This is a genomic window from Lentibacillus daqui (genome assembly GCF_027186265.1).
Lineage (GTDB): Bacteria > Bacillota > Bacilli > Bacillales > Amphibacillaceae > Lentibacillus_C > Lentibacillus_C daqui.
The window spans coordinates 1,685,593-1,710,243 of record NZ_CP114176.1 but is presented as its reverse complement, the minus strand read 5'-3'; the positions used below and the strand labels follow the sequence as shown (position 1 = coordinate 1,710,243).

Sequence of the window (24,651 nt, the reverse complement as noted above, 5' to 3'; positions counted from 1 at the left end):
TTTTCAAAATCAATGTTTCATTTTCAAATATATTATATCGTGGTTGAACCAGGACTTTATACTATTGATTTAAAATGGATGTTCCAATCCAGTCAACCTTCATTATCTACGGCTTAATGTATGATGTCCATTTAACAGGAACTGGCTGCGGGATTTGCTGACAGAAGCAATGCGCTCTTCAGCCATGCGATCTGCAGCAACGTAGGTAGGAATTTGATCCCGGTTGGCGATGGCAAACACCTTCGTTAAGCTGTCATAAATGGTTTCTACTTTTCGCATTGCCCGATCCTGATTATAACCTTGTAATTCATCGGCTACATTAATAACGCCACCAGAATTAATCACATAGTCAGGAGCGTAAACAATCCCTTTTTCATGAATAATATCTCCATGTTCCGGGTGTTTTAATTGGTTGTTTGCCGAGCCCGCAATTGCTTTTGCCTTGAGCTGTGGAATTGTTTCATCGTTAATGGTGGCACCTAGTGCGCATGGTGCATAAATATCACATTCCACGCTATAGATGTCATTTGGGTCAACCGCCTTTGCACCATAAGCATCAACAGCCCGATCGACTGCTTCATTGTTGATGTCGGTAACAATCAAATTTGCCCCTTCTTCATGCAAATACTTGCAAACGTTGAAAGCAACATTGCCAACCCCTTGTACGGCAATAGTCCTTCCGGTTAAGGAATCAGATCCAAACGCGGCCATTGCTGCTGCCTTCATCCCTTTGTATACCCCATATGCGGTGACAGGAGATGGATTACCGGATGAGCCGAATTCTGGAGATATCCCTGTTACAAAATCTGTTTCCATATGAATCAGATCCATATCGTCAACTGTGGTGCCAACATCCTCGGCTGTGATATACCGTCCATTCAAGCTTTGAATATAACGTCCAAACGCCCGAAACATCTCCGGATTCTTATCTTTTTTCGGGTCACCAATAATAACCGTTTTTCCGCCGCCAAGGTTTAAACCGGCTGCAGCATTTTTATATGTCATCCCTTTAGCCAGGCGTAATGCATCTTCTATTGCTTCTTCCTCAGAATCGTATGTCCACATCCTTGTTCCACCAAGGGCAGGACCAAGCGTTGTATCATGAATTGCAATAATTGCTTTGAGTCCTGAATTTTTATCCTGACAAAAAACCAATTGTTCATAGTCGTCTTTTTCCATATAATTAAATAGTTCCATTTTCTATTCCTCCCCAAATGAACCCCTATGTTGCATCAGGATTGTTCATTATACTTAGTTGTGTATCGTGTTGAAGTGCCTAAAATAATATTGCAATTTCCATGCCAATTAAACTCCTTTGTAAGCGCTTCATTTCCTTTAGAGATTACCATGCAAAATTTTGCACTTATGAAAGGTCTTGCAGGTTACTTTTTTCAATTTGATATTTACTCATTTTATAATACAAATTACGAATGGAAACATCTAAATCTTTTGCTGTTTTAGTTTTATTATAATTGTTCTGTTGGTACACTTTTTTAATATACTGTTTTTCATAATTTTCTATGGCATGCTTTAGTGAAGTTCTCGTGTGCTTTATTTTTGAAACCTGTGCTTCCGGATTTTGCTTAATAGATGCCAAATCCAAATCGGGAATATGTTCCACGTTGATTTCTTCTTCATTCATGTCCATATAAATGATTGCGCGGCCAATTACATTCTCCAATTCCCGAACATTGCCCGGCCAGTGATATTTTTCCAGTCGCAATAAAGCTTTGGTAGAAATCGAGCGGACATGGCGACCATAATCCCGATTAATTTTTTCAATTATATGTTCAATCAGACATGGTAAATCAGTTTTGCGCTCTTGTAGTGCAGGAATATAGATTGGCAAACGGTTCAAGCGATAATATAAATCTTCTCTGAATGTTTTGTTCATAATCGCTTTTTCCAAGTTTACATTGGTTGCGGTAATAATACGAACATTGATCGGAATCGGGTCTGTCCCCCCGACACGGACGATTTCGTTTTCTTGTAGCACCCGCAATAATTTGGCCTGCGTATGTAATGATAATTCACCAATTTCATCAAGAAAAATACTTCCCATGTTTGCCTCTTCAAAAAAGCCGCGTTTCCCACCACGTTTTGCTCCGGAAAATGCCCCCTCTTCATAGCCAAATAATTCACTCTCCAGAATTGACTCTGCAATGGCTGCACAATTCACTCTGATGAATTTGTTATGCTTGCGGTCACTCTCGTTATGAATCGCATGGGCAAACAGCTCTTTCCCCGTTCCAGATTCACCCCTTAACAGGACAATTGCCGGTGTGCGCGCCCCGATCTTCGCTTGTTCAAGCGCAAGTTTCAATTCCGGAGAATCACCAATTATATCGTCAAATGTATACTTGGCCTCTAAGTTACGAATGATCTGCCGTGCCCGCTTTAACTCATTGGTCAATGCTTTTATTTCGGATACATCATGGAGAACGCCAACACTCCCTTTGATCTTGCCATCCACGATTACAGGAGCAACATTGACCAGCACATCACGTTTGGCAGCTCCAACCTTCATTCGAACCCCCCGTACAGGCTTGCGGGTTTTTAACACTTCCATGTGTATACTTTCACCTTCTGAAATATCAACATTTGCCGGTTTGCCGACCACATCCATTTCTTTTAAACCGGTTATCTTCGTATACGCCGGATTAATCATAATACCCTTGCCGTTTTCATCAACAACCGATATGGCTTCGTCGGATGAATGAATAATCGCCTCCAGCATGGTTTTAATTTCAATTAAATCAGTATTTTCTTCTGCAAGGGTCATCACTTCGGTAATATCCTTAAAGACGGCGAAGGCTCCAACCAGCTCACCATCTGCATCAATCATTGGGATCCTTGTGGTAATAACCTGCTTGCCGTTTTCCAAAAGTAATTTCTGATTCACTTCCTTTACCCGGCTATGTAATACATGGGGGAGTCTGCTTTGGGCGATTAAATCCGTAATTGGCTTACCCACAGAAGCCTCTTTTGCAATGCCCGTGATTCGTTCTGTGCTTTTGTTGACAAATTGAACAATACCTTGATTATCAACGACAATCATGCCATCGCGAATATTATTCAGGATCAGGTGTTGATGATTCATTTGTGTTTTGATATGGCGAAATAATGATTCCTTTTCGTCTAATAATTCGACAATAATATAGGCAATGGAACCAGGAATTACAATCATTTTCCCATGACTTGTTTGCATTAATTCATCAAGTACTTGTTCATTCCCCGTCACCTCAATGACAATATCGACGTCCTCATCCATCCATTCCTTCCAGTTTGAACCGGTTGGAATACCATAGATTTTGGCCAGTTCAAGCCCTTTTGCCTGTTGATTATGGTCAATAATCGCTACGACCTGCATCCGATCAGCTACATATAACATTTCCAGTAAAGCGGTTCCACCCTTACCTGCCCCAACAATCAGCACCCGTTTCATTAAACCCCACCTTGCAATTTTTTGCATATTATTATCATACGCTAATCTGCACATTTCAGCAAACATTACATCGTTTCTATCTTCATAGTTTTTTGCTATACTGGCAATGGACAAAGTCATCAAGCGCAAACGGAAAGCAATAAAAATGATGAGCAAAATTTTTTACATTCAAAGGAGAATGAACATGCGAATAATTGCGGTCTTAATACTGGTTGTTCCAGGAGTTATCGCGGCCTATGGTATAAAATTGATGCGGGATGCATTATTTAATGAACTAACAGCAGTCTTTCTCCACATCGGCCTGCAATTTTTTATCGGCTTTATCCTTTTTGCTGCAGGAATCGGATTTATCGGCGGTTTTATCGTCCACCGCGACCGTAAACGGCAAGCTGTTAAAAAACAGATACATGCGAATAAAAGATGACTAATTATGTAATTTAGTTATCTTTTTTTATACACAAAAGACTAATAATGTGGTACCATTTGTAACATTATTATAAATCTTTATTTATTGGAGAGATATTATGAAGGTAGCAAAATTTGGAGGAAGTTCGGTAGCAAGTGCGAACCAAATCAAAAAAGTCGGTGCGATTATTAAACAGGATCCAGCAAGAAAATTTATTGTGGTGTCAGCACCAGGGAAACGCTACAAAGATGATATAAAAATCACCGATACGTTAATCAAGATATCGGAAAACGATGATCTGGACCGTCCATATGAAGATTTGCTCGACCTGGTTAACGATCGTTTTCTAAGTATCCTTGAGGAACTTAACCTAACGTCTGCGATTGCTCATGAGCTTCACCAAACCATAGAAGATGTATTGGCAAGTGATGCAGAAAATTCACTTAAAGTAGATACCATTAAGTCGCTGGGTGAAGTTTTTTCAGCAAAAGCGCTTCAAGCATACTTAACATCAATTGGTGTTGAAGCTACATACTTGAACCCGGAAATAGCAGGCATTATTGTGAGCGATCAACCTGGAAATGCACAAGTTCTCGAAGAAAGCTTTACCAATTTGTATAAATTACGTCAACAAGATGGCGTGCAAATCATCCCCGGTTTTTTTGGATATACGAAGTCAGGAAAGTTGGTTACTTTTTCCCGGGGCGGATCTGACATTACAGGTTCGATTGTCGCAGCAGGTGTACAAGCCGAACTTTACGAAAATTTCACCGATGTCGATTCCGTTTATACCGTAAATCCATCGATTGTTGAACAGCCTAAAGAGATAACCACTATCACTTATAAAGAAATGCGTGAGTTATCATATGCCGGGTTCTCTGTATTCCATGACGAAGCATTAATCCCGGCGTTTAAAAAAGGAATCCCGGTTTGCATCAAAAATACAAATAACCCAAATGCACCAGGTACAATGGTGGTCGCTGAAAAGGAACCAACGGAACAATGTGTTGTCGGAATTGCCGGTGATGACGGGTTTTGCAGTCTCTACGTCAGCAAATATCTGATGAACCGTGAGTTGGGTTTTGGACGAAAATTATTGCAGATCTTTGAAGACGAAGAAATTTCATTTGAACATGCACCATCGGGAATTGATGATATGTCTGTTGTCATTCGGCAAAAATACTTCACAAAAGAGAAAGAAAGAAGAGTGATCGAACGAATAGAATCGGAATTACACGTTGATACCATCAAAATTCATCGTGATTTGGCAATGATCATGGTTGTCGGGGAAGGAATGATCAGTACGGTCGGCGTAGCCAAAAAAGCGACAAGTGCGATTACCGATTCCGGTGTCAATATCATGATGATAAACCAGGGTTCATCTGAAGTTTCCATGATGTTCGGTATTCAGGAAGTAGACCTGGAACGTTCGGTGCAATCATTATATAAAGCGTTTTTCACCTGATTTTTTTGAAAGTCAGCGAATAGCGGCAAAAATAGCACGGTGAGTTTGTTACGACAAATTCACTGTGCTATTTTATCCCGCCTGCATCAACTTGCCTTATGTTCCAGCCTTAATCGGTCAGCAACCATTGCGATGAATTCCGAATTCGTCGGCTTTGCTTTGGAAATGTTCACTGTATAGCCAAATAATGCCGAAATGGATTCAATATTACCTCTGCTCCATGCTACTTCAATGGCATGTCGGATCGCCCGTTCTACCCGTGATGCCGTTGTATTGAATTTCTTGGCAATGTCCGGATACAATACTTTTGTTATGGATCCTAATAATTCAATATCATTATAAACCATGGTAATGGCTTCCCTTAAATACATGTACCCCTTGATATGCGCCGGCACACCAATTTCATGAATAATATTGGTAATGCTTGCTTCCAAATCTTTTTTCTTTTGTTCTTTCTTATTAAATTTTCTCTGGTTTGAATGGCTAATACCGCTGCTTCCTTGTACTTGCCGAATCTGATCCGCCAAATTGTCCAAATCGAACGGCTTCAGAATAAAGTAGGAAGCACCCAAATCCACTGCCTTTTTCATGACTTCCTCCTGGCCAAATGCAGTCAGCATGATCACATTTGGATCATGCTCTCTATTCATGTCCCGTAGTTGGTTAAGCACCGCCAGTCCATCGACATGTGGCATGATAATGTCTAATATCAAAACATCCGGATCAATGTCATCTAACAATTCCAAGCAATCACGACCATTATATGCAGTACCGATAACCTCGATATCCTGCTGTCCTTCGAAATAATCCTCCATAAGTTGAATCAGCTCTCTGTTATCATCGACTAAACAAACCGTTATTTTTTCCACAGACTTGTTCCTCCTTTATGTATTTCCGGTCTCTACGTAATGTATTCGACATTTGATTTAAATATCCTCTATTTATTTAAAAAACTTTAATTTTTACGGAAAAAACTTTGTATATCTCTGATTACCTTCGTTTTACGACTACATTTGATAAAAATTGCGGTTTTACGACAAAACGCTACTATTTTTGTCGTATTTTGTCATAAAAAATACTCAAAAGCAATGTTTTCCAAAGCTTTTGAGTACCCTTTATTATTAGCTTGCCTTTTTTTGGGAATCATTAACGTTTATTCCCGCCTCCTGCAACATCCACTCGATATGAACACCATAACCGGATGTTGGATCATTAACAAATACATGGGTAACGGCACCAAGAACCTTTCCATCTTGAATAATCGGGCTGCCGCTCATCCCTTGTACAATTCCACCTGTTTTTTTCAGCAATTTGGGATCGGTAATTTTAATGATCATTCCTTTTGTTGCCGGGTATTTCTGTGGAACACTGCTGACAATTTCGACATCAAAGGCCTCCACTTTTTCACCATCAACCACCGTTAGGATTTTGGCAGGTCCTTCTTTTACCTGATGTGATAAAGCTATTGGCATTGGTTTGTCGTAAATACCATTTTCAACAGATTTTTTTAATTTGCCAAAGATCCCATACGGACTATTTTTTGTTATATTACCCAATTTATCGTCTTTTACAGAGAACTTTGCTTGCTTCTCTCCTGGGGCACCGTTATCTCCTTTTTCAATCGAAGTCACTTGGGAACCGACAATGGTACCATTATGGACTTGAATCGGTTTTTGCGTATCCATATCTGAAATAACATGCCCTAACGCACCATATTTTTTGGATTTGGGTTCATAAAATGTCATTGTTCCTATACCTGCTGCTGAATCGCGGATATACAAACCAATTTGATATTCAGATGATTTTTTATCTTTTTCCGGATGAAGCGTGGTTTTCATCGTTTCTTTTCCCCGTTTGATTGTTACATCCAAATCTTCGCCGCTTTCCCCAGCTTCTTCCACATAAGGCTTTACATCTGCCATTTCTTTTACTGATTTCCCATTAATTTTTAGGATGATATCGCCAACTTTTATGTCAGCTTTCTCTCCAGGGGATGAGGCACCATTATCGCCTTTGACCAAATGATGTCCAACAACCAAAACGCCTAGCGTGTGGAGCTGTACCCCGATGGATTCGCCGCCAGGTACAACCTTAACATCATCTAAAACGGAAAGATCCACCTTTTTTACGGGGAAACCTGCTACATTATATACCAATTGGCTATTTCCCGTTTTGGATGCCTGAAATTTGGAGGAGTTTATTGCCTGAACATTTTTGTTATCGGTTTTAATCTTTATTTTATCTCCTAGAGCAGGAACTTCAAATGGAGCTTGGTTGATGAATGTGACCAATTTATTGGGAATGGACAGGTATTGCTTCAGTGGTGTAAAAAAAGGAACTGCAATCATCGCTGTCAGAAGCAAAACACCAACCAATATTCGTATTTTATTTGTGTGCTTCAATCAATTCACTCTCCTCGTTCCTTGCCCATACCATATTTATTTCTGTATTTCTAATTTGACCGAACGAGGTCCTTTTTAAACTGGGGAATGATAAGAAAAGCAGTGTAACATTTCCTTTTTCAAATATTTAGCGCAGAAAACAAACAACCAGACATAATTGTCTGGTTGTTTGAGCATAATTCAGGGGATATCCATTATTGAATGTCAATTAAGCTGCATTTGTATTTTTTGTTTAAAATTTTCGGCCAAATCCAGTAATTCCTTTGCATGTTCTTTTGCTGTATCAGTTAATTTCGTACCGGTAATCATCCGGCTAAGTTCGTCAGTTTTTTGCTTGGTCGTTAACTCGGTTACAGCTGTGACCGTTCGATTGTTATCCGCATGCTTTTCGATTAACTGATGTGTATCAGCCATAGCAGCAACTTGCGGCAAATGGGTAATACATAAAACCTGGGAATCAGTAGAAATGCGAAAAATCTTTTCGGCTATTGCTTGGGCAACCCGGCCGCTAACCCCGGTATCCACCTCATCAAAAATTACACTGGTTACACCTTGGTGTTTGGCAAAAATGGTTTTAATAGCTAACATAATTCTGGATAATTCTCCACCAGAAGCCACTTTTGTTATATCCTTTAATGGTTCACCAGGATTGGTTGAAATAAGAAAACGTACATGATCATAGCCATTTTCAGATAACCGCGGCTGTTTAACCGGATTTGTTTCATCGTTATTCGCATCGAAAGCAACCGCAAATGACGCTTTTTCCAAATATAATCCGGCAAGTTCCCGATGAATCGCTTCTGTTAATTGTTTTGCAGCAAGCTTGCGAATATCATGCAATTGTTTTGCTTCCAAATATGCATCTTGTTCCAATTCGTTTATTTCATCGGCTAATTGAACCAAATGGGAATCTTTATTGGTAAGCTGCTCGAGTTCTTCCTCAATGTTCGCCATATACTCAAGGATGTCATTAACAGTAGGTCCATATTTTTTCTTTAAACGATTTATTTCATTCAGTCTTGCTTCCAATTCATTTAGGCGTTCGGGATTGTATTGCAATGTTTCACTATAATTACGCAATGCAACAGTTAATTCTTCAATCATATAGTAATGGTTGGACAATTCTTCTGCTTTTTCAGCAACAAAATTGTCGTACGCTTGATTCTCCTGGAGTGATTGGCTTGCCATGCTTAACCATTCCAAACCTTTTTGTTCCCCGTACAGAGCGTTATAAGCATCTTGAAGCCCGTGATAAATACGTTCAAAATTCGCCAGTCCCGCACGTTCTTCTTCTAGTGTTTCATCTTCATTGGGTTGCAGTTCTGCCTTTTCCAGCTCGTCCATTTGAAATTGAAGAAGATCAAGGCGGTGGGCAGTTTCTTGTTCATTCTCGGATAACGACTGATAGCGCTTTTTTAATGTTTGTAATTTTTCATATAATTGTAGGTAGGTGGTTTTAGCTTGTGAAATAGCCTCTGGATCATACATGTCAAGTAAGCGGATATGGCTATCAGGATCCATTAAGCTTTGTGTTTCATGCTGACTATGAATGTCGATTAATGTTTTTCCAAATTCTTTCAGGATGGCTAACGTTACCAATTTTCCATTCACCCGACAGATGCTTTTCCCGCTTGCTGTAATCGTTCGATGTAAAACAACCATTTCATCCTGGATATCAATTCCGTATTGTTTTCCGCAATTGTAAATGGGATGATCCGGATTTTCGATAGTAAACAAACCTTCAATTTGTGCCTTTTTGGTGCCATGCCGGACAAATTCAACTGAACCGCGTCCACCGGCAAGTAATTGAATGGCGTCAATAATAATCGACTTACCGGCTCCAGTTTCACCCGTTAAAACAGTGAGACCTTCTTGAAAGGTTAGTGAAATATGATCAATTATAGCAAAATCTTGAATGGATAATTCCGTAAGCACGTTACGTCTCCCCTTACAAAATAATGAATAAGCTTTGTATCTTTTTTATTATAGCATACTTAAAAAACGATCTTTAATAAGCAATGATTCAGCCTCCGTGTGGCAAATAATCAGACATGTATCATCCCCGCAGATCGTACCCATAATCTCTTCCCAATCCAAATTATCAATCAAAACCCCAATCGCATGTGCATTACCTGGCAATGTTTTTAGCACAATAAAATGGCTGGCATGATCAATTTTGACAAATGCATCCACAATTAAGCGTTTTAATTTATCCAGGGGATTAAAGCGCTGGTCAGCTGGGAGACTATACTTATGCAAACCTTTGCCTGTTGGTACTTTTACCAGATGCAAATCCTTTATATCCCGGGAGACAGTTGCTTGGGTGACATTATATCCAAGACTTTTTAAACGATCCACTAATTCATCCTGTGTCTCAATTTCGTTTTCTGTAATTAATTCACGAATTTTAATATGACGTTGAATTTTACTCATCATTTTCCCTCTTTTTTACGATGAAATTATGGTGTGCCTTGGCGACTAATTGCCTCAATTCAAAATCGGTGATGGTTCTACCAGTTTTGTCATGATTCCAGCCAAAATGAGCTAAAAATTCGATATTGCCATCGCCGCCGGTAATTGGTGAGTACGTTATATCGAAAACTTGGTAGCCTTCCGCTTTGGCAAATGCAATGATTGTTGTCAAAACCTGAAGATGTACCCGCTTATCCCGAACAATTCCTTTTTTGCCAACTTGTTCACGCCCCGCTTCAAATTGCGGTTTAATTAGGGCAATAATATCACTGTTTTCAGCCAGCAATATTTTTAAAACAGGTAAAATCAATTTTAATGAAATAAAGGAAACATCGATAGTAGCAAAATCCGGTCTTCCTTTGTCAAGCATATCTGGTGTTACATAGCGGAAATTGGTTCGCTCCATCACCACAACACGGTCATCATTCCTTAACTTCCAATCGAGCTGATTATAACCAACATCAATGGCATAACTTCTAGTTACCCCCTGCTGCAAAGCACAATCGGTAAAACCGCCTGTTGATGATCCAACATCAACCATAATCCGACCGTTCACAGAAATCGCAAAATAGTTCAAGGCCTTTTCCAGTTTTAGGCCGCCCCGACCCACATAAGGCATCTGCTTACCCTTAATAACCAATGGAATCGTTTCGTCTACCTTCACACCGGGCTTGTCCATCCGCTCCTGGTCGGAAAATACTAAACCGGCCATAATAACCCGCTTTGCCTTTTCCCGTGTATCGATTAAATTCCTTTCAACTAATAATACATCCAATCTTTTTTTTGCCATATGCATAATCCTCAATTTTGTTGATTTTTTTATTTAGATAATATCTTGATTTTGAAACGGTGATCTAAAAACGCAACCACTTTTCCAGTGTAAAAAATAATATTCGTGGAGGCATGGATCGCAAAATATTTTCCAAATGCTTTCCCGCCCACAGTTATTGCCGCAACTAAACTTGTTAAAAACACGTTTAAGGCTATTTGAGCAGAAGAGCCATCGCCTTGTCCCAGCATGTTGGCAATTTGTAACACAACAATAGTAGTTGCTGTTCCACTAACAATCCCGGAGATGTCACCGATCACATCGTTACAAAAACTGGCAAACTTGTCAGCATTACGAATAATTCGGACCGCCTCTTTTGCCCCATTTATTTTTTCAGCAGCCATCGCATGAAATGGCTTCTCATCTGCAGCAGTTGCGGCAATTCCCAGCATATCGAATACCACGCCAATTAAGACGATAAACAGTACAATCAATAATCCAACAACCCACATGACATCACTTAACAATGACTGTGATATGACTGAAAAAATTGCCGCTAACACAAATGTGATAACGGCAGTGGTTAAACTAAATTTAATCGAGCTTTTTATATGTGATTTCATTCTTTACCTCATTTGAATAAATTAGAGGATGTTCAAACAGTCCGGTAAAAATGACGTGCCCTTGCAAAAGGGGTATGCCGACGCCTGAGCGCAAGCCCGTTTTTAGTCGGCCTTCCTTTGAAGAAGTTCGTTGGCTTGTTTTTCCGCTGCTCAACCTATACAAGCCCGCTGCTCAAAACTACGCCGCCTCGAACTTCTTGGTCCTTTTTATCCTCCTTTTGAACACTCTTGGTATGTAGAACCGGAATGGCCGTACAAAAGATTAAAACTGTGGCTTAGGTCCAGTAGGTTTTCCCAGATGGTTACCCAATGTTGCCATAAAAGGCGGTTCCCCTTTAAAACCATCTCGGCTTGTCACCAAAAGCCGGACTGGATTACCACTTAGTCCACACTATAATCTCTTTTATACGTCCATAAGAACAGTCTAGGAGATTTCCTCAACAGCCTTTAACCGTTCCCTAGCCTCTTTTGCAGTCTCGATTTCATGGAGAAAACAATAGTGAAACCAGTGGCCATCTGATTTACTATTTTTAAAGTCCAATCCTCTCAAGTACCACTCAAGGCAGGCTACGCTGCATGTGAGTTGTCCCTTCCCTCACATAAGCAGGTTCATACCCCATTCCATAATGATTCCTAGGCTTAGTCATCACGACAGATATGGGCCTCCGCGGTAATAGGGTCATCGCCCACATGCCTTTGTGGATCGCCCTAAAACCTTAACTCCCAGCACTGACCCAAGGCTGGGCGCCTCAAGCCAACACAAGGAACTTCATCGATGTGCCCTTTAGCAGATTTTTAGGCCTGCCTTCAGGAGCGGAGGGCTGACTAGAATACTGCACCATTCCGTATTGACTATATTATAGCATGTTTCGCACCAAATTTCTACGATTTTACCATCATGACGTCAGGATGCAGGTCCTTTCACATTGCCATAAGACGACATCCCTCAAGTCGGTTTTTGCATCCAAAGCGATCCACAGCCGGCTTCAACGCCTTTGTTTTTAATGGTCGCGGTTACTAAAATAATCGGTTAGTTCCATTAGTAAGGAAGTTTCCGCTCCGGCTTTTTCCAAGGCTGTATTCGCTTTTTCTTTATAAACTTGTTTCTTATTTTGTGCGCCATCGAGACTCAATAATTTGGGGTATGTGTTTTTGTCGTTGGTTACATCGCTGCCAAGCGGTTTGCCGATTTTATCTTCATCACCTATTACGTCAAGAATATCATCCTGAACTTGAAAAATCAGTCCCAAACAGTGTGCAAATTCCCGCAAATGTTCCAGTTGGCCAGGTGTTGCTCCTCCAAGATATGCACCAGCCGTTATCGCAAACGCAAACAACTCCCCGGTCTTTTGTGCATGAATTTCTTCCAGTTCTGCCAAGGATATTTCATTGTTTTCCGCCTCCATATCCAGCATCTGCCCAGCCACCATTCCTTTTGGTCCACTGGCCTGAGACAGCAGTTTAATAACCTCCACCTTCTGGTCCTGAGTAAGCAGCGGATCATCAGCAATAATTTCGAAACTGTACGTCAATAAGGCATCACCAGCCAGGATTGCGGTCGCTTCATCAAACACACGATGGTTTGTCGGTTTTCCACGGCGGAAATCATCATTATCCATCGCTGGCAGATCATCATGAATCAGGGAATACGTGTGAATCATTTCCAATGCGACTGCTGTTGACAATACGTTACTTTTCTCCTTGCCATATGCTTCAAAGCCAGCCATGAGCAAAATTGGACGCAATCGTTTTCCCCCCGCTTCAAGCGAGTATAGCATTGCTTCTTTTAAACGATTGGGAATCCGTAATGATTGACAATAACGGCGCAATTCCTCATCGATTATTTTCTTGTTTTGTTCGATATACTGTTCAAATGTTTGCGGCACTACTCTTCCTCCTGAATCGTAAATGGTTCCGTTTCTCCCTGTTCATTCATTATTTTAGTCATTTGGTCTTGTACCTGTTTCAGTTTATCATTACATAATTTAGAAAGTTTCATACCGTCCTGATAATAGGAAATGGCCTTTTCCAGAGGTACATCTCCTTCTTCCAGCCGTTCTACAATCTTTTCCAATTCTAACATGGCCTCTTCAAACGAAATTTCTTCAGATGTCGTCTCCATCATGCTCCTCCTCCATACTCGTGCCTTGTCCGGTATCGAGTTTTCGTGACCGGTATTTCTCAGTAATCCTGCAATCCAGTAATCCGTCCGCAAGCTGAACGGAAATGTCCTCATTTGAATCTACAGCCGCTATCGATCGGATAATCTGACCATTGGCTGCATATGGAATGGCATAGCCACGTTTCATCGTTTCCAGTGGATTTAACAAGGATAGTTTATCAATCATATTTGCAAAAGTTACAGATTTTCTTTTAACGATTTGCTTCATAGCATTACGCTGTTGTTTGGTTATTTGCTTTAATTCCTTTTTCATTTGTTCCAACAATTCTCGGGGATGCTGATTTAGTAAACGTTGTTCAATCACTTGTAATGACCGTTGTTTATCGGCAGTCACTTGATTAAAACCCTTTTCCACTCGTTCAACCAGCTTATCCAGTTCCTGCTCTTTTTGAACGACAAGCTGTTCGGGATACCGAAATGCATATGCCCGTTTCATACGGTTTAAATGCGTTTCAGCCTGAGTGATATTTTGGGTCATTATTTTCGTCAAGGAGCGTTTGAACCCTTGAATTTTATCCATTAGTTCCACTTGTGAAGGGACAGCGAGTTCTGCTGCTCCGGTTGGGGTTGGTGCGCGCAAGTCGGCGATGTAATCACTAATCGTTACATCTGTTTCATGTCCGACAGCGGAAATGATCGGAATTTCTGAATGAAAAATTGCTTGGGCAACGATTTCTTCATTAAAGCTCCATAATTCCTCAATCGAACCGCCGCCTCGACCGACAATAAGCACATCGAATGCTGCCAGTTTGTTGGCATATTCGATCGCCCGTTTAATCGAATCAGCAGCAGCCTGTCCTTGCACAAGCACCGGTATAACAGTCGTTTCAACGATCGGGTACCTTCGTTTAATTGTTGTAATGATATCACGAACAGCAGCTCCAGTTGGTGAAGTAATCACACCAATATGCTTTGGATATTTTGGTAATTGTTTCTTGATGCTCTCTTCAAAGTACCCCAATTTATGTAGTTTTTCCTTTAATTGTTCAAAAGCTAAATACAATGCACCAATGCCATCGGGCTGCATTTGCTGAATATAAAGCTGGTACTGCCCTTGTGGTTCATATACACCAATTTTCCCTTTGATCAGGACACGCATACCATTTTCCGGGACGAATTTTAAATACCGGTTATTTCCGGCAAACATAACAGCTCGCACTTGCGAATATTCATCTTTTATCGTCAGGTACATATGACCCCGGCTATGGTGTTTAAAATTGGAAATTTCTCCTCTTAGCCAAATGATTTGCAAGTGTGGGTCGGTATCAAATTTCCGCTTAATATATTTTGTCAGGGCCGTAACTGTTAGATATTTATCGTTCAATGGTCTGCCAGTCCAATCGCAGCTTTAATCGTGTTCTTCAATAGCATGGTAATCGTCATTGGCCCCACACCTTTTGGCACCGGTGTAATGTATGCAGCTCTTGCCTTTGCACTGTCAAAATCAACATCACCCGTAAGCGAGCCATCAGCCAATCGATTGATTCCTACATCAACAACTACAGCTCCATCCTTCAAATAATCGGCATCAATTGCATTCGCCCTGCCAACAGCAACGACGAGGATATCTGCTTGTTGGGTATGATGTTTTAAATCCGCTGTTTTGGAATGGCAATACGTTACCGTCGCATTTTCATTGAGCAAAAGTTGGCCAACCGGCTTGCCAACTATATTGCTTCTGCCAATGACAACCGCATGTTTACCAGCTATTTGAATATCCCGGGATTTTAGCATGGTTATAATTCCATATGGTGTGCAAGACAGGAATGAATCCTTACCTGTCATCATTCGACCAACATTAATTGGATGGAACCCGTCAACGTCCTTCGCCGGATCAATTGCCTCAATGATCGATTGTTCCTGGATATGTTCCGGTAATGGTAACTGAACCAATATTCCGTGAACATCCCGATCATGATTGAGCCGGTCAATCAATTCAAGCAATTCTTTTTCTGTTGTAGACGAGGGAAGTTCAATGATTTGCGATGAAATCCCTATTTCCCCGGATGCTTTTTTCTTCCCATTTATATATGATTTTGATGCCGGGTCATCTCCAACTAACACTACCGTTAAATGTGGTATTAGTCCTTGTTCACGTAAGCGGGATACCTCTGCCTTCATCTCCGCCTTGATTTCAGCTGCCAATTCCTTACCATTTATCACTTCTGCCGTCAAGTCCTCATCCCCTTTTGATTTATGGGCCGTTTACCCTTTCTTCTTGGTTGAGTTTACTCGCGCTTAAAAAAGGAGGCGGTATTACAGCCCGTTAATGCGTGATAAAACGCCATTAACAAATTTACCGGACTTGTCATCCCCGTACGTGTGTGCCAATTCAACAGCCTCATTGATGGAAACTTTTGCTGGCATATCATCAAGATAACGTAATTCATAAGTTGCTATTCGCAGTATAGTCCGTTCTACTGTCGCGATCCTGGTGATAGACCATTTCTCCAAATGATTCGTAATCACTGAATCAATTTCTGTTTTATGATTGATGACACCTGACACAAGTTTTTCCAAAAATGCATCCTGTTTCACTTGCTCCTCTGCAACATGTTTGGGGTTTATTTCATTGATGTCCAGTTGAAATAAAATTTGAAAGGCCTTCTCTCTTGCCGCATGACGTTTCATCAAAACACTACTCCTTCTATTATATCTCTACAAATCATAACATGATTACATGAAAAGTAAAAGCGCTCTGGTAGCTGGGCATGCACCTTTGCGAACATGGATATATCATATAGATTCTCCGCAATAAAAGCCATGGCCAAGGGCGTATTCCTTGGACCATGGCTTTTTATTTCTATTCGTCGGTTTCTGCTTGTTCACGATTTTCCATTTGGATCCCAACGACATGAATGTTAATTTCCGCGATTTCAAGTGCAGTCATATTTTTAATTGTCTGTCTGATATTCGTTTGTAGCTTTTGAGCAACTTCCGGAATGGAAACGCCAAAGTTTAAAACGACATACAGATCAATCAATATCCCTGAATCAGTTAATTCGACCTTGACCCCTTTACCATGTGACTTCTTCCCTAAGCGTTCCACCACCCCGGCAGCAAAATTGCCACGCATAGATGACAGGCCGTCTACTTCAGAGGCTGCAATACCGGTAATTACCTCTATAACCTCAGGGGCAATTTCAACCTTTCCAAGACTTGTATCATCACTAACGTCTAATAATGGTTGTTCACTCATATTTACCCTCCTTTTGAACACTCACCTTATTCAATTTCCTCAATCGGATGTTCTTCCAGGAATTTCGTATTAAAATCACCGCCAACAAACACTTCATGGTCCATAATGATCCGATGAAACGGAACCGTCGAATAAATCCCTTCAATAACATATTCATCCAAGGCACGTTTCATCCGTTGAATGGCTTCTTTTCTTGTTGGCCCATAGGCGACTAATTTCGCAATCATGGAATCATAATATGGCGGTATGGTGTAGTCCGGATATACTGCTGAATCAACGCGAACCCCTAAACCGCCTGGTGGTAAATACATCGCAATTTTGCCTGGTGAAGGCATAAAGTTTTTAAACGGGTTCTCCGCATTAATCCGACATTCAATTGCCCAGCCCTCGAATTCAACTTCTTCCTGGGTAATAGATAATGGTTTGCCGTTAGCAATATTAATTTGTTCCTTAACCAGATCGATGCCAGTGACCATTTCAGTTACCGGATGTTCCACTTGGATACGTGTATTCATTTCCATAAAATAGAATGACTTGCTCGACCGGTCAAAAATAAATTCAATCGTACCTGCTCCAACATAGTCTACCGCTTTGGCGGCTTTTACAGCAGCTTCACCCATTTGCTTCCTTATTTGAGGTGTCAACGCTGGTGATGGCGATTCTTCTACCAATTTTTGCAATCGGCGCTGAATCGTACAATCCCGTTCACCCAAATGAATTACATTCCCATGCTGATCCGCTAAAACCTGGATTTCAACATGGCGGAAATCTTCAATAAACTTTTCCAAATATACGCCGGCATTACCAAAAGAGGTTTCTGCCTCTTTTTGTGTAATCCGGATTCCCTTGATCAGGTTGTCTTGATCATGAGCAACACGGATCCCTTTTCCACCGCCCCCGGCAGTAGCTTTAATAATGACTGGATAGCCAATCTTTTCTGCAACTTCGATTGCTTCTTCTTCGGATTCAATGATTCCTTCAGAACCGGGAACGATTGGTACATCCGCGTTCTTCATTGTTTCCCTGGCAACATCTTTGATTCCCATTTGCTGGATAGCATTCGAGGATGGACCAACGAAAGTAACATTACAAGCCCGACAGATCTCGGCAAAATCTGCGTTTTCCGATAAAAATCCATATCCCGGATGAATGGCATCCACCTCGGTCATCGTAGCAACACTCATAATGTTGGTGAAATTAAGGTAACTATCTTTGCTTGATGTCGGCCCAATGCAGTATGCTTCATCAGCAAGCTTTACATGTAATGATTCTTTATCTGCCTCTGAATATACAGCAACAGTTTCTATGTCCATTTCCTTACATGCGCGAATAATTCGAACAGCGATCTCCCCTCTGTTCGCGATCAATAGTTTTTTAATCATGCTATCGTCCCCTTACTTCGTCTTGACTCGGAATAACGGCTGACCATATTCCACCAATTCGCCATCATCCACTAAGATCTCGACGATTTCTCCATTCACTTCCGCTTCAATTTCGTTAAATAATTTCATTGCTTCAATGATACAAACCACGGTATCTTTTTGCACTGTGCTGCCTTTTTGTACATATGGATCTGCCTCCGGTGATGAAGAAGAATATAATGTACCGACCATTGGGGACGTAATCTCATAATCGTAATCAACGGTTGATTCGTTGGTGTGGGCGGTTTGTGATACTTGCGCTTGATCTTGCTCTGCTACTGGCTGTGGCGATGGATTACTAATTGTTTCGGCAGGCTTTTCAACTGGGGCTACTACCTTTTGAACTGGTTGCACCATCGTTTCACCCAAAGCCTTCTTCATCGAAATCGTTGTTCCCTGTGTTTCATAGGTAAATTCGTCAATAGATGTTTGGTCGATCAATTTAATTAATTCCTGAATTTCTTCTACATTTAACATTTCCTAAGCACCCCTTTGTTTACAGGACATTCAGTTGTGAATTCCTAAAAAATTAATACCAAAATATAAAAACAGGTCCTAAATTGTTCCCTTTCACATTTTACGATAAAGCCTTAACAAACATCAAGGGCAATACCTTCAAAATGCTTTATATTCTCTCTCCAATGGCCAAATAACAGTCTAATTATAGCAATAATGTGATCAGATTGCGAATACAAAATAAAACTCTTATCAAAAAGATAAGAGTTCACGTGATTTTTGTTTTTGGTTCATTTTTATTTTACCCTTCTTGAGGCTGGTAATTAACATCAACCGGAACCTCGCCAAATTCATCGCGTACCATTTGCATGATATTCAATGCCTGATCTTTTGGCATTTCATCTGTAATCACATTTACATGTACTTTACCGGCATCTTTATCGTCAAATCGGACTAGTACATCCTGGTAATCCGCTGATGCGAGAATGGATTCTTCCAAAATCGATTCTTTTGAAGACCGTTGTTCAAGCGCTTCAATGTCATCATATGCCTTATTTTTCTCTTCTGTACTTGCTGCATTGGAAGCAACGACATCCTCCAAGCGTGTAACTTCCTTGCTGCGCTGATCTTGTACTTCCAGCCTCATTGTTTCAAACAATTGGTCTTGTCCGACATTGGCAACGTCATCTACTTTAGCATCCCCACTATTTGCTTCCTCCGAGACTTCCTTATTTGTTTGCTGTTCATCCTTGTCATTTTCCAAAAAAGCTACCTCGTTTGTTTTGTTTGATGTCATGTAGTAAAAACTTAGGACAATCATCAAACTGAGCATTGTTAATAACCACACCGTTTGTTTTTTCAGCATATTCATTTCCTCCCCCTATTTTTTTGGCATTACGGATACTTTATGGACTGGTACATCGAGGACTCTCGCAACAGATTCGATCACCCACTTTTTCACTGTTGCATGGTCAACGCCTTTTGCAACCACGAAGACACCCCTGACATCCGGTTTTTTGGTTTGTATTAATAATGGGACTTCCTTATCGCCCTGTCTTACAAGTACAGTTTCAGTTTCTTCCGAGTTGTCCTCGACATCTCTTGTTCCCCCATTTTTATCAGACTCATCAGTCGTTTGCTGGTCCGTAATCAGATTTTTTTCATAGACTTTTACCTTTGTAGAATTAAGGTTGACCATTACCTCAGCATCTGATATACCCTGGATCTTGTCCAACATCGTCTCAAGATCTTTTTCATAGCTTGCTTCCAATTCATCTACATCGCTGGTAGCAGATTCTTTCTTGGCAAATGTACTATTCGTATCCTGGTCAGGCTGATTTGTTTTAAGTAGATCCTCTTTCCCTTTGTCAGATGATGAAGAAAATGCATTACTGAGAATAACTAAGAGCAAGCCCAACAAGCCAATGACGATTAGATATCTTATTTTTTTGGACGGGTTTTTCACATTGCTGTCGGAGTCTTTTTTACTGAAGAACTGTTTAAGTTTTTCGATCAAGATGACCCTCCTTCCATATGATTGTCAACTTTTCGTCATTGATCTCCCATACATCGTGCAATAAATGTTTGATCTCCTGTACATCTTGTTCATCATCTTCTACTGGGGCATCGGTATTAATATCGATGTTATCAACTGTTTGCACTGCTCCCTCCTCTTCATCTTCCATTTGACCAAGATATACAATGACTTCCTCCAGGTTTTCATATGCTGGTTCTTCGTCCGGCTTAAACTGGAAATCGATATTGACAATCTCTGCCTGGTATTCATCCTTGAGCCGGTCCTTGGCCAGATCTTTTAGTTGGACAGCCATTTCTTCTAAAATATATGCACGTTGTCCAGCTTGTATTTCTTTTTTTTGCTTTTCGATAGAATTTTTCATAGAATCTTGTTTTACCTCTTCCCTGCTCAGCTTGGAAAAAGCGGTATCCAACGATTGATCAATATTCATATTAAATAAATAAAAAACCGGTTTTAAAAATATCAAAATTAAGATAAGGCCTACAACAAGCTTAATATATTTCTTCATTGCCGTAGCCGGAATAAGCAAATCTATAATTAGCGCGATAATCAAAAATATGACAATTTGTGTAACCCAATTTATCAGTAAATCCATATACTCACCCCTAGCGCAGCAACAAGGTTATATTACCGGCGACAACGATGATTACAATTGCCAAAAAGAACATTAGCGTAACAGCCAGCAATGCGGCTAAAATATAAAACATATGCTTGCTAATGATATTCAAACAGGATATAACCGGTCCATCCCCAATCGGTTGCAAAACAGCCGCAGCAATTTTATAGATAAACGCGATTGCCAATATTTTCATCGCTGGAAACAGTGCCAGAAATACCACAATCACCAGACCCACAATGCCAACCGCATTTTTTAACAATAACGAAGCACTCAGGATCGTATCTGCCGCGTCAGTAAATGTCCTGCCAACAACCGGGATAAAATTGCCGGTGATAAATTTGGTTGTTTTCATGGCTACTCCATCCTGAATCGCGCTTGTAGCCCCTTGTACCGACATGACCCCAAGGAAGATAGTTAAAAAAGCGCCAAGTACACCTAATGCAACTGATTTAAATAAATTCGCCAAATGGGTTGCTTGATATTGTGTATTTAAGCTGCTAATAATCATAAGCAAGGCTGATAAAAATACAAGCGGTAAAATAAACTTGGATACGAGTACCCCGCTGACATAGATTAAAAAAACGATCACCGGATGGAAAAAAGACACGGAAACAACATTGCCAAAAGAAGCCATCAATCCCAATACAAGCGGGATTAATGCAATCAGGAAATTACTCATCGAATCAACGGCCTCTTTAGTATAGGAAAACGCCAAATAAAAACTGTTTAATGCTAAATAAAGCAATACCAAATACACAATAAAATAGGCAATTTTACTGACGGTATTTTGTTCAAAAGCTGTCTGTATCGTTTGCAGCAATACGGAAAACAATGTCAGCATCAGCAACAACCCAAGTAGTTTTCCATTCAAAACGATTTCATAAAATAAATATTTTATAACACCCAACACCATCGATTTGAATGAAAATGAACCATTATTCTTCAAAAATTCATATAGGCTTGTCTTTTCCAATTCGGGTATATAGCCGCTATAATCCCGAACAAGCTGGTCCCAATATTGCTGGATTCCCTCCAATTTGACATCGTCGAGAATGGAAGATTCCAAATCTGTTGCATCAGGTGAGTCAGGTAAATCTGGGGTGTCGTCAGGCGAAGCGAACACTGATCTTCCATTGGCAATTAGTAAAATAAGAAACAATATGGCGATACTTCGTTTAGCTAGTTTCATCCATCTACCTATTCTCCTTTATAGAGGATGTTCAAAAAGTCCGGTAAAAATGACGTGCCCCTGCAAAAGGGGTATGCCGACGCCTCAGCGCAAGCCCGTTTTTAGTCGGCCTTTCTTTGAAGCTCGTTGGCTTGCTTTTCCGCTCCTCATGTACCTCTTACGTACACTCCGGTGCTCAAAGCTACGCCGCCTCGAACTTCTCGGTCCTTTTTTATCCTCCTTTTGAACACGCACTTATACAGATTATGCGGTTGGCAAAAAGTTTAAGATCGCCTCAATAACAGCTGTGATAACCGGGATGGCCAAGAGCAGAATGAACACTTTGCCCGCAAGTTCGATCTTTTGGGCCACTGAGCTAAGCCCGGCATCTTTAGTAATACTTGCACCAAGCTCAGCAATATAGGCGATACCAATAATTTTCAGGATAGTTTCCATGTACATCCCATCTATATGTGCCTTAGCTCCCAGCGATTCCAGCATAGAAAATATCGTGCCGATTTGATTAATGATCGAAAGGAAAATAATAATTCCGGTAATCAGGATCAGGAAAAAAGCAATGGATGGGTTTAGATCCTTTAGCATGATAAACAAAATACTTGCAACAATACCGAAGATTACAACGTGTAAGATATCCATGTACCTACCCCTGGAACAAAAAGACTGACTTAATCTCCTGAAATAGATCCGCCAGACCCTGGATAACAATAATCAGAACCAGGATAAACCCAACCACTGTAGCAAGATGGGCAATATCTTCTTTCCCCATTTGTTTCATAATGGTATGAATAATTGCAACAATGATTCCGATCCCGGCAATTTGAAATAAAATGGTTGCATCACTTAGCATGGATGTACCCCTTTCCTTAGAAGGCAAGAATGGATTGTCCGGTTAAACTGGATGGTATAAAAATACAGACTTCTATTCTGCTCATGTAAAAGTATCACTACCTGAGTTCAAAGCCTTTCATTCTAAAAAAATAACAGGACAATAAACAATCCGCATAAAATGCCCAAACTTTTTGCCATTTTACTATATCTGTATTGATCATCTCTCGCCTCCGCCAACTCCCGGTCTAAATGGCTTACTGTTAATTGAATCTGTTTTTGTTGTTGGGTGAAATCGTGTTGTCCCAAGGTTTGTCCGAATTGAAGCAAAATCTCTTGTTCAATTTTCTTCAAACTAGACTGCTGCATCAGGACGTTTACTTGCCGCTCCCATAAATCAGCCAACTCCACATCATCTTTCTCCATAGCTTCACCTAAATTTTCAAAGAATGATCTTGATGGATTCGGTATTTGTTTGGCAATGGTTAGAAATGCTTCCTGTAATGGCAGCTGGCTATATAGGATTTCTGCTTCCAGGATTTGCAAGGCATTTTTCAACTGTCTAATATGCTTTGGACGATCATCTATTCGTTTACTAATTTCAAAACCTATCCATGTTGTCATACTAATGAAGAGCAGGGCACCAATCCATTTCATATGGCGTCATCCAAAGGTTTCTTAAAGATAATTTTTTCCTGCTTATCGTAAATAGACTGGATTTGACCCGGTGTTTTTTGCTTCGTTAGAATGACGATACGTTCGAAAACACGATGGTCAAAAAGCTGTTGGAGTGAGGGACGTCGTTTTAATTCGTCCAATGCCTTACCATGAATGGTGCAAATGACGCTAACTCCGGCATGAATGGCTTCCATCAACGCTTCTGCATCTTGCTGGCTGCCAATTTCATCCGCAACCAGGATATCCGGTGACATGGAACGAATCATCATCATCATGCCTTCAGCTTTCGGACATGCATCCATGACATCCGTCCGCAACCCCAGATTATGTTGGGGAATCCCTCTTAATGAAGCAGCAATTTCTGAGCGCTCATCGATAACGGCGACTTTTTTTGCCGGAATATTACGCCAGCCGGAAGCAAGTAATCGCGTTAAATCTCTGATAATAGTTGTTTTCCCTGTTTGCGGCGCCCCGACGAGTAGTGTATTCTTAAAGGTTTCTCGGTAAAGATACGGCAATAATGAAGCGGCGGCACCTATTTTTTCCTTTGCAATACGGATATTCATGAATGTGATATGCTGGATAGCCTTGACAAAACCATGTAAAGTATTTACCTTCCCGGCAAGCCCAACCCTGTGTCCACCTTCAATGGTGACATACCCTTGACGTAATTCATCTTCCAGCCGGTAGAGGGAAAACGCACTTATTTGGTTTAGTACATGCATGCTATCTTGTTGTGTCGGCCTGCACCTTGCCAGCCATTCTGTTTGATGATCAAATACAAGTTCAATTGGCTGATGCAGCCGAAACCGAATTTCCTGCAAGACAGTCCATCTTTGGCCTACTTTTGCTTGTACATGTTCACGAATTGATTGTGGAAATAAACGCAGTATTTCTTCCATAGCAAGTCCTCACCTTATAATATTAGCTTTATACTAAATGTATGTGGACATAGTAGGAATA

At 40.6% G+C, this 24,651-nt stretch carries 26 protein-coding genes; 2 read left to right on the top strand and 24 right to left on the bottom strand.

Annotated elements, in window-relative coordinates; translation table 11 throughout:
• Positions 1 to 102: 102 nt before the first annotated feature.
• On the bottom strand, positions 103 to 1,197 hold the full coding sequence (locus tag O2S85_RS08635) for a Leu/Phe/Val dehydrogenase (protein WP_269412247.1): 1,095 nt from the start codon (positions 1,195 to 1,197) through the stop codon (positions 103 to 105).
• A gap of 166 nt (positions 1,198 to 1,363) precedes the next feature.
• Entirely contained in the window at positions 1,364 to 3,445 is a 2,082-nt protein-coding gene (locus O2S85_RS08630; RefSeq protein ID WP_269412525.1) for a sigma 54-interacting transcriptional regulator, read from the bottom strand.
• Between the two features lie 184 nt (positions 3,446 to 3,629).
• Between O2S85_RS08630 and O2S85_RS08625 the strand changes: the two genes are divergently transcribed.
• Positions 3,630 to 3,869 (top strand): DUF2627 domain-containing protein, encoded by a 240-nt coding sequence (locus tag O2S85_RS08625; RefSeq protein ID WP_269412246.1) that lies wholly within the window; start codon positions 3,630 to 3,632, stop codon positions 3,867 to 3,869.
• 100 nt (positions 3,870 to 3,969) lie between these two features.
• Positions 3,970 to 5,316 carry an aspartate kinase gene (locus O2S85_RS08620; protein WP_269412245.1) on the top strand — a complete coding sequence of 449 codons (1,347 nt, stop codon included), beginning with the start codon at positions 3,970 to 3,972 and terminating at the stop codon, positions 5,314 to 5,316.
• A gap of 86 nt (positions 5,317 to 5,402) precedes the next feature.
• Here the strand turns inward: O2S85_RS08620 and spo0A are convergent, their stop codons facing one another.
• The 22 genes from spo0A to spoIIIAA all read right to left on the bottom strand — a co-directional run bounded on the left by spo0A (position 5,403) and on the right by spoIIIAA (position 24,590).
• On the bottom strand, positions 5,403 to 6,185 hold the full coding sequence (gene spo0A, locus O2S85_RS08615; protein ID WP_269412244.1) for a sporulation transcription factor Spo0A: 783 nt from the start codon (positions 6,183 to 6,185) through the stop codon (positions 5,403 to 5,405).
• 252 nt (positions 6,186 to 6,437) lie between these two features.
• On the bottom strand, positions 6,438 to 7,718 hold the full coding sequence (gene spoIVB / locus O2S85_RS08610) for a SpoIVB peptidase (RefSeq protein ID WP_269412243.1): 1,281 nt from the start codon (positions 7,716 to 7,718) through the stop codon (positions 6,438 to 6,440).
• 204 nt (positions 7,719 to 7,922) lie between these two features.
• Entirely contained in the window at positions 7,923 to 9,653 is a 1,731-nt protein-coding gene (recN, locus tag O2S85_RS08605) for a DNA repair protein RecN (RefSeq protein WP_269412242.1), read from the bottom strand.
• A 48-nt stretch (positions 9,654 to 9,701) separates the two neighbouring features.
• On the bottom strand, positions 9,702 to 10,151 hold the full coding sequence (gene ahrC / locus O2S85_RS08600) for a transcriptional regulator AhrC/ArgR (RefSeq protein WP_269412241.1): 450 nt from the start codon (positions 10,149 to 10,151) through the stop codon (positions 9,702 to 9,704).
• Entirely contained in the window at positions 10,144 to 10,986 is an 843-nt protein-coding gene (locus O2S85_RS08595) for a TlyA family RNA methyltransferase (RefSeq protein WP_269412240.1), read from the bottom strand. The genes ahrC and O2S85_RS08595 overlap by 8 nt, the downstream gene beginning before the upstream one ends.
• A gap of 23 nt (positions 10,987 to 11,009) precedes the next feature.
• Positions 11,010 to 11,582, bottom strand: a complete 573-nt coding sequence (locus O2S85_RS08590) for a hypothetical protein (RefSeq protein ID WP_269412239.1) — start codon at positions 11,580 to 11,582, stop codon at positions 11,010 to 11,012.
• 1,001 nt (positions 11,583 to 12,583) lie between these two features.
• Positions 12,584 to 13,468, bottom strand: coding sequence for a polyprenyl synthetase family protein (locus O2S85_RS08585; RefSeq protein WP_269412238.1), 885 nt, complete (start codon positions 13,466 to 13,468; stop codon positions 12,584 to 12,586).
• Positions 13,468 to 13,704: an exodeoxyribonuclease VII small subunit gene (locus tag O2S85_RS08580; protein WP_269412524.1), complete on the bottom strand. Its 237-nt coding sequence runs from the start codon at positions 13,702 to 13,704 to the stop codon at positions 13,468 to 13,470. The genes O2S85_RS08585 and O2S85_RS08580 overlap by 1 nt, the downstream gene beginning before the upstream one ends.
• Positions 13,688 to 15,088 (bottom strand): exodeoxyribonuclease VII large subunit, encoded by a 1,401-nt coding sequence (xseA, locus tag O2S85_RS08575; RefSeq protein ID WP_269412237.1) that lies wholly within the window; start codon positions 15,086 to 15,088, stop codon positions 13,688 to 13,690. Before xseA ends, O2S85_RS08580 begins: the two co-directional genes overlap by 17 nt.
• Positions 15,085 to 15,939 (bottom strand): bifunctional methylenetetrahydrofolate dehydrogenase/methenyltetrahydrofolate cyclohydrolase FolD, encoded by an 855-nt coding sequence (gene folD / locus O2S85_RS08570; protein ID WP_269412236.1) that lies wholly within the window; start codon positions 15,937 to 15,939, stop codon positions 15,085 to 15,087. Before folD ends, xseA begins: the two co-directional genes overlap by 4 nt.
• 81 nt (positions 15,940 to 16,020) lie before the next feature.
• Positions 16,021 to 16,395: a transcription antitermination factor NusB gene (gene nusB, locus O2S85_RS08565; RefSeq protein WP_269412235.1), complete on the bottom strand. Its 375-nt coding sequence runs from the start codon at positions 16,393 to 16,395 to the stop codon at positions 16,021 to 16,023.
• A 172-nt stretch (positions 16,396 to 16,567) separates the two neighbouring features.
• Positions 16,568 to 16,963, bottom strand: coding sequence for an Asp23/Gls24 family envelope stress response protein (locus tag O2S85_RS08560; protein ID WP_269412234.1), 396 nt, complete (start codon positions 16,961 to 16,963; stop codon positions 16,568 to 16,570).
• Positions 16,964 to 16,989: 26 nt separating this feature from the next.
• Positions 16,990 to 18,345, bottom strand: coding sequence for an acetyl-CoA carboxylase biotin carboxylase subunit (gene accC, locus O2S85_RS08555; protein WP_269412233.1), 1,356 nt, complete (start codon positions 18,343 to 18,345; stop codon positions 16,990 to 16,992).
• Positions 18,346 to 18,357: 12 nt separating this feature from the next.
• Positions 18,358 to 18,861 (bottom strand): acetyl-CoA carboxylase biotin carboxyl carrier protein, encoded by a 504-nt coding sequence (gene accB / locus O2S85_RS08550; RefSeq protein ID WP_269412232.1) that lies wholly within the window; start codon positions 18,859 to 18,861, stop codon positions 18,358 to 18,360.
• Positions 18,862 to 19,141: 280 nt separating this feature from the next.
• Positions 19,142 to 19,705: a SpoIIIAH-like family protein gene (locus tag O2S85_RS08545; RefSeq protein ID WP_269412231.1), complete on the bottom strand. Its 564-nt coding sequence runs from the start codon at positions 19,703 to 19,705 to the stop codon at positions 19,142 to 19,144.
• Positions 19,706 to 19,720: 15 nt separating this feature from the next.
• On the bottom strand, positions 19,721 to 20,356 hold the full coding sequence (spoIIIAG, locus tag O2S85_RS08540; RefSeq protein ID WP_269412230.1) for a stage III sporulation protein AG: 636 nt from the start codon (positions 20,354 to 20,356) through the stop codon (positions 19,721 to 19,723).
• Positions 20,340 to 20,972 carry a stage III sporulation protein AF gene (gene spoIIIAF / locus O2S85_RS08535; RefSeq protein WP_269412229.1) on the bottom strand — a complete coding sequence of 211 codons (633 nt, stop codon included), beginning with the start codon at positions 20,970 to 20,972 and terminating at the stop codon, positions 20,340 to 20,342. Before spoIIIAF ends, spoIIIAG begins: the two co-directional genes overlap by 17 nt.
• 10 nt (positions 20,973 to 20,982) lie before the next feature.
• Entirely contained in the window at positions 20,983 to 22,185 is a 1,203-nt protein-coding gene (gene spoIIIAE, locus O2S85_RS08530) for a stage III sporulation protein AE (protein WP_269412228.1), read from the bottom strand.
• 243 nt (positions 22,186 to 22,428) lie between these two features.
• Positions 22,429 to 22,821: a stage III sporulation protein AD gene (spoIIIAD, locus tag O2S85_RS08525; protein WP_269412227.1), complete on the bottom strand. Its 393-nt coding sequence runs from the start codon at positions 22,819 to 22,821 to the stop codon at positions 22,429 to 22,431.
• A 4-nt stretch (positions 22,822 to 22,825) separates the two neighbouring features.
• Complete coding sequence (spoIIIAC, locus tag O2S85_RS08520) at positions 22,826 to 23,032, bottom strand: stage III sporulation protein AC (protein WP_269412226.1); 207 nt, start codon at positions 23,030 to 23,032, stop codon at positions 22,826 to 22,828.
• A 122-nt stretch (positions 23,033 to 23,154) separates the two neighbouring features.
• Entirely contained in the window at positions 23,155 to 23,667 is a 513-nt protein-coding gene (spoIIIAB, locus tag O2S85_RS08515) for a stage III sporulation protein SpoIIIAB (RefSeq protein WP_269412225.1), read from the bottom strand.
• Positions 23,664 to 24,590, bottom strand: coding sequence for a stage III sporulation protein AA (spoIIIAA, locus tag O2S85_RS08510; RefSeq protein ID WP_269412224.1), 927 nt, complete (start codon positions 24,588 to 24,590; stop codon positions 23,664 to 23,666). The genes spoIIIAB and spoIIIAA overlap by 4 nt, the downstream gene beginning before the upstream one ends.
• Between the last annotated feature and the right edge of the window lie 61 nt (positions 24,591 to 24,651).

What these genes read in the sequence shown, in the direction of transcription:
- O2S85_RS08635 (WP_269412247.1), bottom strand. Translation starts at nt 1,197, where the DNA reads ATGGAACTATTTAATTATATGGAAAAAGACGACTATGAACAATTGGTT.
- O2S85_RS08630 (WP_269412525.1), bottom strand. Translation starts at nt 3,445, where the DNA reads ATGAAACGGGTGCTGATTGTTGGGGCAGGTAAGGGTGGAACCGCTTTA.
- O2S85_RS08625 (WP_269412246.1), top strand. Translation starts at nt 3,630, where the DNA reads ATGCGAATAATTGCGGTCTTAATACTGGTTGTTCCAGGAGTTATCGCG.
- O2S85_RS08620 (WP_269412245.1), top strand. Translation starts at nt 3,970, where the DNA reads ATGAAGGTAGCAAAATTTGGAGGAAGTTCGGTAGCAAGTGCGAACCAA.
- ahrC (WP_269412241.1), bottom strand. Translation starts at nt 10,151, where the DNA reads ATGAGTAAAATTCAACGTCATATTAAAATTCGTGAATTAATTACAGAA.
- O2S85_RS08595 (WP_269412240.1), bottom strand. Translation starts at nt 10,986, where the DNA reads ATGCATATGGCAAAAAAAAGATTGGATGTATTATTAGTTGAAAGGAAT.
- O2S85_RS08590 (WP_269412239.1), bottom strand. Translation starts at nt 11,582, where the DNA reads ATGAAATCACATATAAAAAGCTCGATTAAATTTAGTTTAACCACTGCC.
- O2S85_RS08580 (WP_269412524.1), bottom strand. Translation starts at nt 13,704, where the DNA reads ATGGAGACGACATCTGAAGAAATTTCGTTTGAAGAGGCCATGTTAGAA.
- nusB (WP_269412235.1), bottom strand. Translation starts at nt 16,395, where the DNA reads ATGAAACGTCATGCGGCAAGAGAGAAGGCCTTTCAAATTTTATTTCAA.
- O2S85_RS08560 (WP_269412234.1), bottom strand. Translation starts at nt 16,963, where the DNA reads ATGAGTGAACAACCATTATTAGACGTTAGTGATGATACAAGTCTTGGA.
- accC (WP_269412233.1), bottom strand. Translation starts at nt 18,345, where the DNA reads ATGATTAAAAAACTATTGATCGCGAACAGAGGGGAGATCGCTGTTCGA.
- accB (WP_269412232.1), bottom strand. Translation starts at nt 18,861, where the DNA reads ATGTTAAATGTAGAAGAAATTCAGGAATTAATTAAATTGATCGACCAA.
- O2S85_RS08545 (WP_269412231.1), bottom strand. Translation starts at nt 19,705, where the DNA reads ATGCTGAAAAAACAAACGGTGTGGTTATTAACAATGCTCAGTTTGATG.
- spoIIIAF (WP_269412229.1), bottom strand. Translation starts at nt 20,972, where the DNA reads ATGGATTTACTGATAAATTGGGTTACACAAATTGTCATATTTTTGATT.
- spoIIIAE (WP_269412228.1), bottom strand. Translation starts at nt 22,185, where the DNA reads ATGAAACTAGCTAAACGAAGTATCGCCATATTGTTTCTTATTTTACTA.
- spoIIIAD (WP_269412227.1), bottom strand. Translation starts at nt 22,821, where the DNA reads ATGGATATCTTACACGTTGTAATCTTCGGTATTGTTGCAAGTATTTTG.
- spoIIIAC (WP_269412226.1), bottom strand. Translation starts at nt 23,032, where the DNA reads ATGCTAAGTGATGCAACCATTTTATTTCAAATTGCCGGGATCGGAATC.
- spoIIIAB (WP_269412225.1), bottom strand. Translation starts at nt 23,667, where the DNA reads ATGAAATGGATTGGTGCCCTGCTCTTCATTAGTATGACAACATGGATA.
- spoIIIAA (WP_269412224.1), bottom strand. Translation starts at nt 24,590, where the DNA reads ATGGAAGAAATACTGCGTTTATTTCCACAATCAATTCGTGAACATGTA.